The sequence below is a fragment of the Haladaptatus paucihalophilus DX253 genome (assembly GCF_000376445.1).
GTDB lineage: Archaea > Halobacteriota > Halobacteria > Halobacteriales > Haladaptataceae > Haladaptatus > Haladaptatus paucihalophilus.
Genome location: NZ_AQXI01000004.1, coordinates 55596 through 70594 on the forward strand (window position 1 = coordinate 55596; position 14999 = coordinate 70594).

The window sequence follows — 14999 nt, forward strand, 5'->3', positions numbered from 1 at the left end:
TCCATACTGCTTTATCCAAGCCACAACCATCCCCTATCCGTGTGTGAGGACAGTGCCTCTCGTAAACTCCTATCCCTCCTAGGAGACGAACACGTCCAAGCCATACTATCTGTTACGAGTGAGCAACCCATGTCCGCGAACGAACTGAGTGATGCCTGTGGTATTTCACTACCAACTGTGTATAGACGGCTCGAGGAACTGGTCGAACACGACTTGCTTTCCGAACAGAACAAGATAGCATCCGACGGAAATCACTATAAGACGTACGAAGCGGCAGTAGAGCGGATCGGCGTTCGACTCCATCAGGGTCAGTTTGACGTCGACATCGGAGAACAGCCACCTACCGATGCCCCAGAGCGATTCAATCGGTTGTGGGATGACATCCGAGGGGATGATTCCTAATGCACGCTGGACTCATCGTGGCGAAAATCATCGTAATAATACTTGGAGTTCTCATTGCACTCCAAAGCTATCGTGCGTACAGGCGATACGACAATCAACCGATGCTCTTCCTCGCAATCGGGTTTGTGATGATCAGCATCGGTGCCGTAATCGAAGGGATACTGTTCGACATCGCCAACGTGTCGATTTTCTATTCTGGAATGATTCAGTCGATAATCGTCATCGTTGGAATGGGTTTCGTCCTCTATTCTCTCTACTATCAACCAACGTAGGGACCTAGGAGAACGGAATGGAATCTATGTATGCGAGAGGCGCAGCAGAGTTTGGCTGTTCTCGACGCGTTCGGCACACGTACCGATTATTGATGTCACGTTGTAGGCGACCACGACGAGTCTCGAACTCTTCTTCAGAAAGTTCCCACGTCCATACGCTAATCGGAGTTCTTCGAGTGCCGGGTCGGTTCCTACGCCAGCTCGCGCAAGGGCACGATGGATAAGGTAGCCACTGCCATCAGGATAATCAGTGGGATGAGCATCATGACCCATCCCCAGCTCGGAGTGACGTAACCGCTAACCCGGACCCATCCTCCACCCACCCAGTAGCGGGAATGCGAACAGCATCACCACCACTGGGATGAGAAGGAGGACTGCAAGAACGATGTTGCGATGTCGCCGACCACTACAGTAAGAATCGACCAAGGTACGCAACTCGTGCTGGAACGTCTGGGAAACAACTTACCGTTAGTACGTCAAAAAGAGAGATATGGGAAACGAATGTACGTACTGTGGTAGCAATATCGAGCGGCACGACCCTGTATTCGTTAATGTGGGCGCGAACACCAGTACGAACCAAGCGGGACAGTTCTGCAATTATGCCTGCCTCGCAACACACATCGAAGAAGAGGGGTTGACTGATGGTGCCGCTTGTGAGTGGCCTTGCTAAGTTCAGACCCACTCCCCATCTGAAGATCAGTTAGAGGACAGATATGTGTATAATCTGGCTGACTGTGATCGAATGAGATGTACTCGATAATTAGCGAACGAGTCGAGTCTTAACTGTCCCCAGCAGTCCAGTCCGTTTGGTCGACTCGTCTTTTGAACTGTTTGAATCCGCCTGTTCTCCTGCAGTCTCGCCCAGTCTCGCTTCTTCATACTCTGCAATCATGTGCGCCACGTGACGATTGCACATATCCCTGGATACGCGTCCGACCTACATAACTGTTTGATCGATGGTGGGGGATATCACATGGGCGACAAGAGTCTGTCGAATAAAACGAAACGAGGGACGGATTCCAGAACCATCCAAAGGAGACCACCACGAATTGCTTGCGAATGCAAACCAACAGTATCCGAATCACAGTCTTGCCGAGATTCCCACATTTGCTCAGTGCCGAGCGCGTTGTCGGTGACGCAAAAGTAGGAAACCAAGAGCGATGATGAGAAGTACCTGTACCACTTTATCGATCAGACCGAAACTTCCGACGTGGGGCATTCCATCAGTGATCCACAGGAGGATTTGAACAGCCGTATAGAGAATCCCCACACCATAGAGATACAGTCGGTTGACATCGATAAAGAACAGACCAATGCCACCGAGAAATCCGAGTCCGGCAAGGGCCATTATCTGTTCGCCATGTTCGAAATAGAGATAAAAGTGCACGGCAGCAGTAAAGAGTACAAGTAGCGCGACGCCAAAGTGAATTGGAGAGGCTGTGAAGTTCTGCCGGCGTGTACTGGTGTACCGATACACTGGTGCCGTTGCAACGGTTCCTAACAGGAACAGTCCACCGACGATCATCAGCCAGCCATTCACGAATCCTTCTTCATCACCGCTGTGTCCCTCCCCTTCGTGGCTGTGGCCTGATTCGGACTGACTTTCCCCCGCGTCTGTCTTCCCACCATGTCCTGATTCGGTTGCCGTCTCTGTGCCATGTTGTCCCCCATCGTTATGGCCATCGGCCTGACCCGATGTCGTCGACGTTGTTGTATGATCTTCACTACTTGCCATCGAAAAACCTGGTGAAACAACCAGAAAGACGATGCTCAGTATGAGGAGTACGCGTCCAATTCGTTGCCAGTTGGGTTTCATCAGTGGCGTTTGATCGCGATGGGATATAGTTCGTCACGAGCGTCTTCATCCAGTGAAAACGCTCCCTAATATTGCACAACAATAATGTGGATTATGCCCAGGAGAATTAGAATTCACAACGACGATTCCACAGGTGGAGATGGATATTCTCAGGGCATGATGTTGCTCATCCCGAAGAACCGCCATTCCAACGTCATACTCATGGAGAACTCAACGATGTAGCCGACCGTGGACTTCTTGGAATTGCGTGCTTCGCGTTTGTTCTTGGATTCGCCCACGAAGAAGAGTTCCAAATCATTTGGCTCTGTTCGGGATCACGGTACCGACATGAGGGGGTGCTTTTCTAGCGGGGGGGATACAACTTCGACCGCAACCAAGACAGAGGAATCGACCACGAGCGTAAGAAAGTGCCGAGCATTCGTTCACGTCATTGATGAAGGCAATTCCCCGAACTCGTCATCGACCGTCCCACTCACTCGACCATCTTTTCTCTATAGTCGGAATCGTCATCCATACTGTCGGGAGCGGAAAGGCTCCTGAACGTCCCAACGAGCATCAACAAGAACCCAAGCACTATCGCGGCAAAACTGACGGTGGTGGTGCCAGCGGTGAGCCCAGCATAGACGAGGATTCCTAGGCAAATTAGCAGCACTGGAAGAATAGCTCTTTTCTGGTAGTAGATTGGCGCTTCGTTCGTTGTATCGTCGTCCGGTTGTTCAGTCACTGTTAATCAACCTATATCGCCGCTGCCTCCCCAATCGTGTTAAGTATTACCATGCATCCGTATAAATATCAGAGTTTAATTTAGAAATAATAGAACAGAATAAGTTTAATATTGGGGATTTGTCTGCTATATTTGGATGGTTAACGACATCTTCGGGCAGGGAGAAACATTCTCATATCATATTCTAATAGAACGAAAGAAAATAGCACTGGAAACTGAGTTCGATGAACGTTGTTCGGCTCCTTGGCTAGATTATATAATAAAATCAAGCTATGTCTGACGAACTTATTTCCTCCATCGACTCATCGGTGGGGATACGCTCTCACAGAGGCCAGCACGACGCCATCGTCTGGCGCCATCACCCGACAATGTCGTCGTGCCTGGTTGTGAGAGTTCTCTCTTTCCTCTGCATTCTTTACGACGGGGTGAATACGGTTCGTTGGTCGGTATTTTCTCTCCCGAGGGGTAGTGTTTCGGAAATCCGAATCGGAAATGGATGGAATCTATCAAGTCCTTCTGGCGCTGCCAGACATATTTAGCGACGATCGACTGGTCGTTGATTCGTGTATAACCGCGTCAATTCGGGACTCCACATTCGGGTTTGTTTGGCCGTTCGTGTTAGATTCCCTGTCGCTCAGCCCCATCGACCCACTACGGTCGGGGGATAGACTCGTTGCACATCAATGCTACGTGCTCTCACGAATTACCTTTCTCAGAGATACTATTTAAATGACACTGGGAATTTTTTACCCTTAGAAAAAATGATGACGAAAATACCGTTTATACCGTTCATAACGTTCTAAACGAACGAAAATCGAGAAAAACGGAAATAAGCACCAGATAATTAATATAGGGTAGTGTGACTGCACTTTTGATGGTGTCAGACAGGCAAAATCGAAGTATCGCAAGTCGTAGAACCTATCTTAAACTAACCGGATCAATCATAGCATCGTCTGCAATCATGGGGACTGCTTCTTCATCCCTGTCAGATTACAATGACCAGTACGATAACGTAATTGATGTGACGGAGGCCGGAGCGGACAACGGTGGGAACGAATCTATCACACCAGTACTCGAAGACAATGCGGACGACAATACGCTCCTTTACTTCCCTGAAGGGGAGTATTATATGGATTCGCAGTTCCGCTTTACTGGCTTTACAAACTTCGGGATGGTCGGCAACGACGCGACACTCGTCCCGGCGAACTACCACGACTTCGACGACGACGGCGACGGAAACTACCGACTCTTCCGAATGGGCGTCGACTACGATCCCGGAACAGACCTGCGAATCGAGGGGTTCACCGTCGACCAAACGGCGGACGACACCGGTATCCGTGTCATCGAGGCCGAGGTAACCGACGGGTTGACCATCCGCGATATCGAGATCGAGGGCAAACACGACAGTGGAACGTGGGGCCCGCTCCGAGCCGTCGTGCACAACTCGGACGGTAGCGGTCTCGTCGAACGGTTCGAGGCACCTGACGGCGGCGCGTGGGAAGGGAACACACCGAGCGATTCCCTGTGGCGTGGACCGACCGGTATCCTCTGCAACGAAGCGAACAAGGGAAAGATGACGTTTCGCGACTGTGTACTCGGAAGCTTCCCGGACAACGGGTTGTACGCCGCCAACGGGTCCGGTGCTATCCAGGTCGAAGGTGGTCACTTCCAGAACAGTCTGAGTTCGAACGTCCGTATCGGTGGCAAGGACAGTTACATCGAGAACGCCACTATCATCATTGACAAAGAGAGCGACAGCGGTATCGCCCAGCGTGGTCTCCGCGTGGAGGGAGGCGCCAACATCGTCGCACGGAATGTCGACATACGGACGAACATCGATAATAGTCCCGCAATTTGGGTCACGAGCGATGCGGACGACGTAACGGTTGTCGACTCCACTATCACGGCTCGAACCGATGGCACAACGAATGCAATTTTCATTCAGGAATCTTCGGGTCGAACGAGTATCAAGCGAACGACCGTCGATCACGAGGCGGGGGGTTCGGAGGCTATCAAAATCAAGGAGGGTGACCAGCCGGTTTCCCTCGAAAACGTCACCGTCACCGGGAACGCAGCGACCAAGGGTACCCGGAGTGCCATCCAGAACAACCGTGACGATAGCGAGTTCCGCAATCTGAAAGTCCACCACGGCGGTGAAGCGGGCCGACGGGCGCTGACGAACACAGGGAACAACGTCGTGATCTACGAAGGCGATTACGTCTCCGAAGAAAACGCGCTTGTGGAGGCCGGTAGCGGAACGATGATAGAAAGCGTCTCCGCACTCGCACGCAGCGGGAACGAGGCACTTCGCATCACGAGTGACGCCGAAGGAGTCACCGTCACGGACTCCCACATAGAGAACGGCATCGACGACAGCAGTCCGGACGGGTACGAAGGCAGCAACAACAGCTGGGAGTACGACGGCGGCGACGAGGACGACGGCAACTCCGGCGGAGATTCCAGTGGTGACTCCGGTGGAGATTCCAGTGGTGATTCCGGTGGTGACTCTGGTGGAGATTCCAGTGGTGACTCCGGTGGAGATTCCAGTGGTGATTCCGGTGGTGACTCTGGTGGAGATTCCAGTGGTGATTCCGGTGGTGACTCTGGAGGCGACTCCGGCGGAGATTCCGGTGGTGACTCTAGCGGTGATTCCGGCGGAGATTCCAGTGGCGATTCCGGCGGTGATTCGGGTGGCGATTCCGGTGGTGACACTGGGGACGACCAGGACGACCGCTGTTGATCCCTGTAATCCTGGTCTGACGCTTCAAACTCTCTGTCCTTCTCTGCTGTTTCAGCCGTTCACTTCGTGAGCGGAAACCACGGATATATTACTCGTTCGAACGTTCGCTTAACCGTTCGATGTCGAACCCATGGTCGCAGAGGAACGCCTCCATCCCTCCGTTGAATTCCATCTCTCACGTTCGATTCCGTACGGATTTGAAGAACGAATTCGGGTGAATTACTCGTAGTAGGCTTTATGCTCGACGACCTCGGCGAAGGCGACGTTAGGAGTGACGTTGGTGATTTCGACGGTGACTCGGTCGCGTTTCTCTGTGTCGGGTACGATGATCACGTAGCCATTATCGATGCGGGCGATGCCATCGCCTTTCTCGCCGACGCCATCGATATCGACTGTTCGGTGGTCGCCCTCTTCGACTGGGGCCGCCGAATGGCTCGACTGTCGATCGTGATTCTGTTCTTGGTGTGTCGAGGGTGCTGTCTCTGGTTCTGTACTATCCGCTGATGACGGATGTTTCAGAATACCCACGCGGTATGCGGCGTCTGGTTGGATGTCTCCATCCACAACTTCACGGGTCGGCACAGTAAGCGTGTATGACCCATCCTCTGCTTCAATTTTGCCGCTGAAAACACAGCGTAGTTCGTCGGGTATTTCCATCTGTCCGTCTCATTATCCCGAGAATATAAGAATCTGTGTTTGTGTCTACCGCTAGAGACGACAATACGGGTCGATAAGCCACCTCGGTTTTGACTACATTCGGTATCGTCCAATTAGCTCTTCTTTATCCTCTCTCAAATCTCGGGACCGGGATATCCAGTTTGATCGGTGTTCTGCAAATCGATTATGATTGGTTACTGATCACGGTGTCGTTCACCACTACCGTTCTCGACTTCGCTCACCACTATTATTTAGCAGATATATTATAATAGATTTAATTTCTAAAGGAAGTAATCATCGGATTAGTATTCCACATGGATGAAGACCAACTGCTAGAAACGACTGATGAAGATCGCCTCCGTGAACTCATCCGAGATGAGCTCACCTCGATCGAAGATGAACGAGAAGAATCTGGGCCTTCTCTTTCACGGCGAGGTACACTCGCGACACTCGGTGTCGCGGGGGCCAGTGCGATGGGGCTGCTTGGCTCTGCCGGTACCGCAACAGCGGCCACAAGCGAAGACGTCGGGACGGCGAACAATCCGGTATCCAACGTCTACACACAGAATCTGTTCACGCCACAACTCAATGATGGGGTGTTCGTTGTCGGTGAAGGGGGCTACGACACGATTCAAGAAGCCCACGACGCCCTCCCGGCGAAGGGTGGCGGTGTCGTTCTCGTGACTGAAACCTACGACCGGACGAACTCGTTACTGCCGAAAAAGGAGCCACGCTTGACTGGATCGGGACGCTGTTGTCGATTCTCAGCCTCGGTACGATAGTAACTGGCTTCCTGTTGGCTGGCCAGTACGGATGGTGGACCGCCCGGCGGCCGTTCAGCATTGCCGACGTCCAGTTCAACCCGGCCGGACTGTCGCCGACGCCGCTGCTGGTCGCGCTCGGCGTTACTCTTGTTGTCGTGTTCATCCACTGGCAGTATCGCCGAGAACGCCGCGGTGAGATGCCACTGCTTCGTCCCCGAATCTTCAGTAACGGCAAATTCCTCTCCGGTATTTCGACGTACACCGTTCGATCGGTGTTCCTCGCCGGTTTTCTGTTCGTCGTCCCGATTTTCCTGCAATCCGCGTTGAAGTTCAGCGCCTTCGAGAGTGGACTCGCTATCCTTCCATTTTCACTGGCGACATTCGTTGTCTCACTGGGTTCCTCGGGACTAAGCGACCGATTCGCCCCGAAACACCTCATTCAACTCGGGTTGGTGATAATCGGACTCGGCTTCCTCATGCTGTATTCGGTAACGAGTTTGACGATGACCATCACGACAATGATCGTGCCGATGGGCGTCATCGGAATCGGCATGGGGCTGATGATTGCGCAACTCGTGAATCTTACCCTCTCGACAGTTGAGTCAGACGACATCCCGGAAGCGTCGGGCGTGACGAACGCCTTCGACTCGCTCGGAAACGCGCTGGGTACGGCCGTCATCGGCTCTGCGCTCTTCTCGTTCTACTACGGCGGTGTTGTCGATGGCGTGCTTCGTGCCGGACAAGTCCCGGTGACACCATCCTAACGCGAATCGCTGGTGGTCCTTCTCGAAGACGCGAGTAAGGTCGTTACACCACAGGAACAAGCAGCGTTCGTCGCAAGTCTGCCACCGGATGTACAGGCTGGACTGGCCAGACTCCTTGATACGACGATGATCAGCGCACAACAGGAGACGCTCCTGCTCATCATGTTATTCTTGCTCGCCACGTTGCTGCTCTCGTCATTTCTTCCAAAACATCAACTTCGAGAGACGAGCCCTGATGAACAGGTCGAATTGGAAGAAGAGCCGGCACGTGACCGAGATGTCAGAACTGCCGGCGACGACTAATTCGTTGCCAAATATCTCTCTGGTGATCCGATAGCGTGACGGAAAACCCCTCACGGGCCCATTCGAGAGTAGAACATCGGTAACAAATCGGTCGGTGGGACTATTGGAGATACAAACGATACCGAGTCATCTGTCACACTATCATCGTACGGGATTCAATGAGAGCAGCGGTTGTGTTGCGTGCCGTTGCGTTCCGTCTTCCAGATATCTCTCCAGTTGGGCTTCAAACTCGTGTTCGGTGATTTCTCCCCTCACGTAGCGAGAATGCACCTCGTTACGAGCGCCGAAAAACTCGCTGCAGCTCTCGTTCGGATCCTCATTAGGATATTAATGAGGAGCACGGACTGTAATGTCTGAAACGGCACTGTCTAGTTTAGCTCCTCTTCGACAGGCGTTCGGTTGTTGAGCGATTGATGCGGTCTCTGATGGTCATTGTAATGCACAAACTGTTCAATACAACTCCGAACGATCGGCCGACCGACCATCCACAACGTATGGAAGCGGTTGATGAGATATTTGAGCGTATGAAATTACGTTTCGATCATATTCTGATCTGTGTATTTAAGCCAACCGTGAAACGAAATTCGAAAGAGAGCGATTTGATAGCTGTAGTTCTCGGAGAGAAACACAGCCCTCGAAAAGTCGTATATCTCGGCTAATTCATCCAGAAACGAAGCGCCGGGTCAGTGCCATTCCGATCAAACACTGTGACATCGAACAACAGTTTTGTTTCGGCGACTATTGTATTATATACACAAGACTATCTGCCGTTGATTTTGACAGCGGTTTCGTCCACCGCGACCCACGTCGGCGTCGCGATAGAACCCTACTATCGCACTATATCATCAATTTAGAATCATATCTGTTCCATGTTGCTATACTGAATTCGCTGGTTGTGAAGATGAGGCTTTGGATCGCGTGAACCACCGGTATGAGACTTTTTCCGGTCAGAATCGAGGTCCATGGCTCAAAGAAAAGAGAAAGGAGACATGACCAACCGACGAGAACAACGAAAGCACGAGGGCAGAACAGTACGGTGGCTATCGAAGTCACTCGGTCGGAACCGAGAACCGGACTATCCGACGCCAGTCGATCGTTGCACCGACGCGAGAACCTGCGCGGCAGAGAGAGCGGGACTCCCTCTAGTATGTATAAGGAGTATTGATTCTGTCCGGCGAAGATTTTATACCGTGGATTGAGAGACACTACCACATGAAACTGGATGGCTTCGCACTGGCTGCAACAACAAACGACCTCACACGAGAACCGGAGGCTCGTGAAGCAGCGGATGTCCTCGAATTCCGGATGGACAGCGCACAAGACCCAATTGGGCAACTTCGTGAGTACGACGGGGCGCTCCCGATAATCGCCACGAACCGCACGAAATGGTTCGGCGGTGAGGCGAACGACACTGGCCGACTAGACCGCCTTGCCGCGGCGTCCCGCTTCGACGCGGTCGAACTCGTAGATATCGAGTTGGAGACTGCCCGTGCGATGGGGTGGATTCTCAATGAATTCCGACAGAACAATGTGAAGCTCATCATCTCGCATCACGATTTCAAAGAGACACCGGATCAAGATGTGCTCGACGCTATATTTGAGCAGTGTGCCCAATACGGGGACGTCGCGAAAGTCGCGACGTATCCGCAGAACAACGATGACGTACTCCGTCTTCTGAAGGCCATCGGTACAGCAACGAACGACGGGATGAACGTAGCAGGGATCTCGATGGGCGGTATCGGGAGTCACAGCCGCGCCGTCGCACCGCTCTATGGCTCGAAACTTGGATATGCACCCCTCGCTTCGGACACCAACGAGTACGCTCCGGGACAGATCCCACTGAAGAAACTGTCCGTGCTCGTTGAAATCCTCCAGACGGCGAGTGAGGATGTCGACGAACTCGAGTCGTTGACCGAGAAACTCGTTGATCGGGAGACGTTCGCGTAGGTCCATTCTGGATTCGCTTCTTTGACAAATTCCCGCAACACTGGCCCGAACAGTTACACGCAAACCGCCGGGATTCATATAACTGCATCTGGTGAATGATTCACAATGACAGAGAGTACCAATCTCTATCGGAGGATGAATTACACATGAACGAACCACAAAGCGAGGCGAACGCCTACACGATTCGCCTCGAACTGGTCGACGAACCCGGAGAGTTGCTTCGAGCACTCCACCCAATCGGTGCGAACGGTGGGAACCTATTGTCGATATACCACGAGCGTGGGCATATCACACCTCGGGGCCATATTCCCGTCGAAATCGACCTCGAAGCGACGCCGAAACAGTACGAGACGATCGTTGACACGCTCCGTGAAGAGGGGATCAACGTCATTCAAGCGGGAACGGAGCGATACAGTGAGTCCCTAACCGTACTACTCTCAGGTGACCTCGTCGACACCGGACTCTCAGATACATTGACACGGATTCGCGAGACCACGAACGTAACGATTGCCGATTTCGAGTTGTCCGCACCGCAAGGGTCCGAGGATATCTCGAGTGGGCGACTCCGTCTCGGTATTGAAGAGGGCAAGACGGAGCACACCCTCTCAAAGGTTCGGGAGATTGCCTCGGAGAAGGACATCCGCGTTATCGAACCGCTTTCGGGTGGATTTGCATGAAACTCGCGATCATCGGAGCAGGCACCGTGGGTACATCGGTCGCGGAAATGGCCGTTACCTACGGTCACACCGTGACCGCGTTGACTGACTCGACGAGCGCGTCGATCGACTCGGACGGGCTCGACGTCGAAGCTACCCTTTCACAAAAGCGAGACACAAACGAGATCGGAACAGATTCCGTCGAAGACGCGCTGGCGAGCGAGTACGATGTCCTCGTTGAAGCGACTCCCACGACGCTCGATACCGCACAACCGGCCTACGACCACATTCGGGCGGCATTTGAACGAGACCGAGACGTCGTGCTTGCGAACAAAGGACCCGTCGCACAACGATACGCAGATGTTCGGGCGCTTGAACGGGAGAGCGAGGGAGAACTCCGTTTCGAGGCGACAGTCGGAGGGGCGATGCCAGTTCTTTCCACAATCGAGGACTACGGACCCGAACACGTGACTGCCCTTCGCGGAGTCCTGAACGGGACCGCAAATTTCATCCTCTCAAGAATGGCGGCCGAAGGACTCGATTACGAGCACGTGCTTGTAGAAGCACAAGACCTCGGTGTTGCGGAGGCCGACCCGTCTTTCGATGTCGAAGGGACGGATACCGCACTCAAGTGCGTGATCGCCGCGAACGTACTCGCGCAAGGGGAGCGTGAATACACGCTCGATGACGCGTCTGTTGACGGAATCGTCGGAACGTCCGGCAGTGCACTGTCGCTCGCGAACGCCGACGGGCGGACGGTCCGTCTCGTTGGCGAAATCGTGGACGACGAAATTCGCGTCGGACCGCGGATCATTCCACAACAATCCCCACTCGTCGTTTCTGGTACCGAGAACATCGTCCAACTCGCAACCGAGAACGCCGGCCTGCTGAGTGTCTCGGGTCACGGTGCCGGCGGATCGGCAACGGCAATCTCCATCATGGCCGACATCCGTCGTTTGGAGTGATAGCATGATCTGACTCTGCTGCCTCCCTTCTCCCCTGTCAATAGCAAAGCTATTATACTGGATTAGGAAAAATATTCTGTAGATACTTCTGTAGGTAGATACTATTGCAGCGGGACTATTAACCAGTTTCAAAAATGCGAGACGCCGGTCTTCACATCAATAACCATGCCAGCCAAACACTGCGCTAGCGCTAGCTACACTTTCGACCATCTACTCGTGTCCCGACTCGCGCTGACAACCGGGAGTCGTGGCTAATCATCCCATTTCAGGTTCGATCTCTCCCGACATCCATTACGCTGTAATGCCGTCGTTAGGACTGGTCAGCGAACGAGACGACCGGGCAGGAGGCATTTAGCAGAACTGTTTGTGCGACACTTCCGAAAAGTAACTTTCCCGTCTGTGAGCGACGTCGCGGACTGATCACTACGTAACGAGCCTGGTGATCGTCCGCGTACTCAACGATTTCGCTCGCCGGATCACCGATGCGGCCAACGGTCGTCGTCCCGACCCCCGTTGGGTTCGTATCCACAAGTGACTTCGCCGGCTGGGCGGCTTGCTCTCGCAACTCGGCGGTACTGACTGCCTCGTCCTTATTTGTACTGTCCTCTTCGATTTGGATGGCCTCCGAGCGTTTCATCACGTGCAGGACGTGAACCTCTTCTTCGAACTTCTCTGCCAGGATAGTGGCTTCCGCGAGTACATCTGTCGCTCGTTCCGTACGGTCGATGGCTGCAACGATGACCATAGGTCCCATATGGAGCCACCACTATTAGTTGTTGGTGACTACGGGTGAATTCATGCGGTCCCGTCGACTTCCCTATCGGTCTCGCCGTCGCGCTTGCGCTCGGGTTGGGGAACGTACCTGTCGCTCGGGTATTTATTTTGCTCACGGCAAAGCCAGTTGCTGTGGCACCAGTTATCTTCGCCGTGGAGTTCGCGAGTGATACCACTGTTCGTGGTGTGGCACTCCCTGAATACGTTTCAGTAAACGTGCTCACAACGACGCTCGTATCCGTCCCCGTCCTCTCGATTGTTGTCTTGATTCTTAAGATAGGAGTCGTCTGACCCGCCATTACGACAGTGGCGACGAGATAGCAGCTACAAATAGTGGATGGAAAAAACCGGTGAATCCAGGTCTCTTAGAAGAGCCCGAATGCACGGGGAACCGCCAGCGTTAACGGCGGAACGAGGATGATCAAGAGGAGGACAAACGCCAGTGGCAGATAGTAGGGGATCATCGACCGCATGACATCATCAAGAGACTCGTCAGTAACGCGCTCCAGCACAAAGAGAATCAGGCCAAAGGGTGGTGTGATAAGTCCGTACATTAGGGCGACGACCATGACGATTCCGAACTGAACTGGGTTGATGCCCAGCGTCGGATAGAGAGGCACCAGCATTGGGACCATGATCAGAAGAACTGCCGTACCTTCCATGAACGTCCCTAGGACCAGTAGAATGGCAGTGAGGATTAACATCGTCACGGGGGGACTCGCGGAGATTCCAACGAGAATCTGCCCGATCAAGTCGGGAATACCGGCGAGCGTTAACCAGTACGCGTAGAGATTCGCGAAGCCGAAGATGACTACAATGCTCGCGGTGTCCTCGAACGTGTCCTTGCTGACCTCTATCAGGTCGGTCAGCCCGATCGAGCGATAGTAAAACACGCCGAGAAGTATTGCATACACGACGGCGATCAGAGCAGCTTCCGTTGCGGTGAACACGCCACCGAGGATCCCGCCGACGATTATGAGCGGCGTGATAAGCCCGGGCAAGGCCCGAAGAAAGGACTCGAATAGGTTCGAGAGATCGTGGCTGTCTTCTCTCGGCCATCCGTCGCGCTTTGCGAGGTAGAAGGCCGTAGTTGCCATCGCGAGGGCCATGAGAAGGCCCGGGACGATACCGGCGACGAATAGCGTCCCAATCGATCGTTGCGCGAGCACGGCGTAGACGACGACGGGGATGCTTGGTGGAATGATCGGCCCGATGATTGCGGAGGCACCGGTGATGCCGACGGCGTCATCCCCTTCGTAACCATTCGACGTCATCGCCTCATATTCCACACTCCCGATGCCTGCAGCGTCTGCGACGGCAGATCCGCTCATCCCAGAAAAGACCAGGCTAACGAAGACGTTAACCTGCGCGAGACCACCGGGAAGGGGACCGACTAGCTCGGTGGCGAAATTAAACATGTCGTCGGTGATTCCAGTGATATTCATGATTCGTCCGGCCATGAGGAAGAACGGAACGGCAAGGAGGACCCATGAGGTCATCCCAGCCCAGAACCGTTGCGTAATCACGACGAGATTCAGAGGCGGACCGATTGGCAACAGCATGATGAGGAGGACAGTTAGACCTAGCGAGTAGGCTGCTGGCACGCCAACGGCGTACAGTGCCATGAGGATGGCGATGAATGCGACGAGTAGGAGAATCTCAGGCATTGGTCCTCCCCAAGAATTCGGTAACGCGTTTATGCGTGTCGAGTACAACTACGATGAAGAGGCAGGCGGCACTCAGCGCGATTAGGTTGTACGCCCAGCCAACTTTGAACCACTCAATCATCGGAAGCGCGGTATCCCCGGAAACGCTGGTCGCTCGATACGCAGACAACACGAGCGTGGCTGAGAAGAACGCCATCAGGATGTTCCGGACGAGCAACACCTGGTCGGTCCGGGTGATGATACGTTTTAGAACTGGGAGGAACGAGATGTCCGCCTCGTTCTGGAATAGATATGGGAGTGCGATAATCGTCATTAGTGCAAGGGCAGTTCGCGCGACTACGTAGGTCCAGTTGAGGTCGATGGGGAAAGTAATGTAACGACTGACCACCTGAAGGAGTCCTACTACTAGCATTACATTTAGTAAGACCACCCCTACAGCAGTGGTGATCCGGTCTAACCAGTTCTGCGCCATAGTAGGAAAGCCCACTCGTTCACTAAAAACATTTTGGTTCCCCGTGGAATGATCAGGATAGATGCCTTGGTCGATG

Annotated in this window: 16 protein-coding genes; 10 read left to right on the forward strand and 6 right to left on the reverse strand. The window is 53.4% G+C overall.

The features are described from left to right. The first annotated feature begins 39 nt into the window (after positions 1-39). Both B208_RS25085 and B208_RS0120645 read left to right on the forward strand, forming a co-directional pair. On the forward strand, positions 40-402 hold the full coding sequence (locus B208_RS25085; RefSeq protein ID WP_026177986.1) for an ArsR/SmtB family transcription factor: 363 nt from the start codon (positions 40-42) through the stop codon (positions 400-402). After that, complete coding sequence (locus B208_RS0120645) at positions 402-674, forward strand: DUF7521 family protein (RefSeq protein ID WP_007980753.1); 273 nt, start codon at positions 402-404, stop codon at positions 672-674. Before B208_RS25085 ends, B208_RS0120645 begins: the two co-directional genes overlap by 1 nt. Before the next feature lie 1111 nt (positions 675-1785). Here B208_RS0120645 and B208_RS24575 read toward each other — a convergent pair. After that, the gene (locus B208_RS24575; RefSeq protein WP_171970539.1) at positions 1786-2490 is read right to left on the reverse strand and encodes a hypothetical protein; all 705 of its coding nucleotides are present in this window, start codon (positions 2488-2490) and stop codon (positions 1786-1788) included. Between the two features lie 472 nt (positions 2491-2962). Beyond that, the gene (locus tag B208_RS0120665; protein WP_007980747.1) at positions 2963-3214 is read right to left on the reverse strand and encodes a hypothetical protein; all 252 of its coding nucleotides are present in this window, start codon (positions 3212-3214) and stop codon (positions 2963-2965) included. 1129 nt (positions 3215-4343) lie between these two features. On the opposite strand from B208_RS0120665, the gene B208_RS23110 reads away from it, so the two are divergent. Then, positions 4344-5954: a hypothetical protein gene (locus B208_RS23110; protein ID WP_198292386.1), complete on the forward strand. Its 1611-nt coding sequence runs from the start codon at positions 4344-4346 to the stop codon at positions 5952-5954. A gap of 219 nt (positions 5955-6173) precedes the next feature. On the opposite strand, the gene B208_RS23415 is transcribed toward B208_RS23110, so the two are convergent. Continuing rightward, complete coding sequence (locus B208_RS23415; RefSeq protein ID WP_007975798.1) at positions 6174-6611, reverse strand: TRAM domain-containing protein; 438 nt, start codon at positions 6609-6611, stop codon at positions 6174-6176. 314 nt (positions 6612-6925) lie between these two features. On the opposite strand from B208_RS23415, the gene B208_RS0120685 reads away from it, so the two are divergent. From B208_RS0120685 to B208_RS0120715, 6 genes are all read left to right on the forward strand, one after another. Beyond that, a complete protein-coding gene (locus tag B208_RS0120685; RefSeq protein WP_007975801.1) occupies positions 6926-7393 on the forward strand; it encodes a hypothetical protein in 468 nt (155 codons plus the stop codon). Beyond that, positions 7366-8139, forward strand: coding sequence for an MFS transporter (locus B208_RS0120690; protein ID WP_232423897.1), 774 nt, complete (start codon positions 7366-7368; stop codon positions 8137-8139). The genes B208_RS0120685 and B208_RS0120690 overlap by 28 nt, the downstream gene beginning before the upstream one ends. Before the next feature lie 12 nt (positions 8140-8151). Beyond that, a complete protein-coding gene (locus B208_RS0120695; protein WP_007975806.1) occupies positions 8152-8442 on the forward strand; it encodes a hypothetical protein in 291 nt (96 codons plus the stop codon). Between the two features lie 1212 nt (positions 8443-9654). Next, positions 9655-10389, forward strand: a complete 735-nt coding sequence (locus B208_RS0120705; protein ID WP_007975810.1) for a type I 3-dehydroquinate dehydratase — start codon at positions 9655-9657, stop codon at positions 10387-10389. Positions 10390-10535: 146 nt separating this feature from the next. Further along, positions 10536-11066, forward strand: coding sequence for a hypothetical protein (locus tag B208_RS0120710; protein WP_007975812.1), 531 nt, complete (start codon positions 10536-10538; stop codon positions 11064-11066). Beyond that, positions 11063-12010, forward strand: a complete 948-nt coding sequence (locus tag B208_RS0120715) for a 3-hydroxyacyl-CoA dehydrogenase NAD-binding domain-containing protein (protein ID WP_007975814.1) — start codon at positions 11063-11065, stop codon at positions 12008-12010. Before B208_RS0120710 ends, B208_RS0120715 begins: the two co-directional genes overlap by 4 nt. Before the next feature lie 310 nt (positions 12011-12320). On the opposite strand, the gene B208_RS0120720 is transcribed toward B208_RS0120715, so the two are convergent. Then, on the reverse strand, positions 12321-12755 hold the full coding sequence (locus B208_RS0120720; protein ID WP_007975816.1) for a universal stress protein: 435 nt from the start codon (positions 12753-12755) through the stop codon (positions 12321-12323). A 161-nt stretch (positions 12756-12916) separates the two neighbouring features. On the opposite strand from B208_RS0120720, the gene B208_RS24010 reads away from it, so the two are divergent. Next, positions 12917-13075, forward strand: coding sequence for a hypothetical protein (locus tag B208_RS24010; protein ID WP_154652458.1), 159 nt, complete (start codon positions 12917-12919; stop codon positions 13073-13075). Positions 13076-13149: 74 nt separating this feature from the next. Here B208_RS24010 and B208_RS0120730 read toward each other — a convergent pair whose 3' ends face one another. Together B208_RS0120730 and B208_RS0120735 are read right to left on the reverse strand one after the other, a co-directional pair. After that, a complete protein-coding gene (locus B208_RS0120730) occupies positions 13150-14451 on the reverse strand; it encodes a TRAP transporter large permease (protein WP_007975818.1) in 1302 nt (433 codons plus the stop codon). After that, a complete protein-coding gene (locus tag B208_RS0120735; RefSeq protein WP_007975820.1) occupies positions 14444-14923 on the reverse strand; it encodes a TRAP transporter small permease subunit in 480 nt (159 codons plus the stop codon). The genes B208_RS0120730 and B208_RS0120735 overlap by 8 nt, the downstream gene beginning before the upstream one ends. Positions 14924-14999: the final 76 nt, after the last annotated feature.

Bases quoted from the DNA above. Each gene is read 5' to 3' on its own strand.
- B208_RS0120645 (WP_007980753.1), top strand. From the start codon at position 402: ATGCACGCTGGACTCATCGTGGCGAAAATCATCGTAATAATACTTGGA.
- B208_RS24575 (WP_171970539.1), bottom strand. From the start codon at position 2,490: ATGAAACCCAACTGGCAACGAATTGGACGCGTACTCCTCATACTGAGC.
- B208_RS23110 (WP_198292386.1), top strand. From the start codon at position 4,344: ATGGATTCGCAGTTCCGCTTTACTGGCTTTACAAACTTCGGGATGGTC.
- B208_RS23415 (WP_007975798.1), bottom strand. From the start codon at position 6,611: ATGGAAATACCCGACGAACTACGCTGTGTTTTCAGCGGCAAAATTGAA.
- B208_RS0120685 (WP_007975801.1), top strand. From the start codon at position 6,926: ATGGATGAAGACCAACTGCTAGAAACGACTGATGAAGATCGCCTCCGT.
- B208_RS0120705 (WP_007975810.1), top strand. From the start codon at position 9,655: ATGAAACTGGATGGCTTCGCACTGGCTGCAACAACAAACGACCTCACA.
- B208_RS0120710 (WP_007975812.1), top strand. From the start codon at position 10,536: ATGAACGAACCACAAAGCGAGGCGAACGCCTACACGATTCGCCTCGAA.
- B208_RS0120715 (WP_007975814.1), top strand. From the start codon at position 11,063: ATGAAACTCGCGATCATCGGAGCAGGCACCGTGGGTACATCGGTCGCG.
- B208_RS0120720 (WP_007975816.1), bottom strand. From the start codon at position 12,755: ATGGTCATCGTTGCAGCCATCGACCGTACGGAACGAGCGACAGATGTA.
- B208_RS0120730 (WP_007975818.1), bottom strand. From the start codon at position 14,451: ATGCCTGAGATTCTCCTACTCGTCGCATTCATCGCCATCCTCATGGCA.
- B208_RS0120735 (WP_007975820.1), bottom strand. From the start codon at position 14,923: ATGGCGCAGAACTGGTTAGACCGGATCACCACTGCTGTAGGGGTGGTC.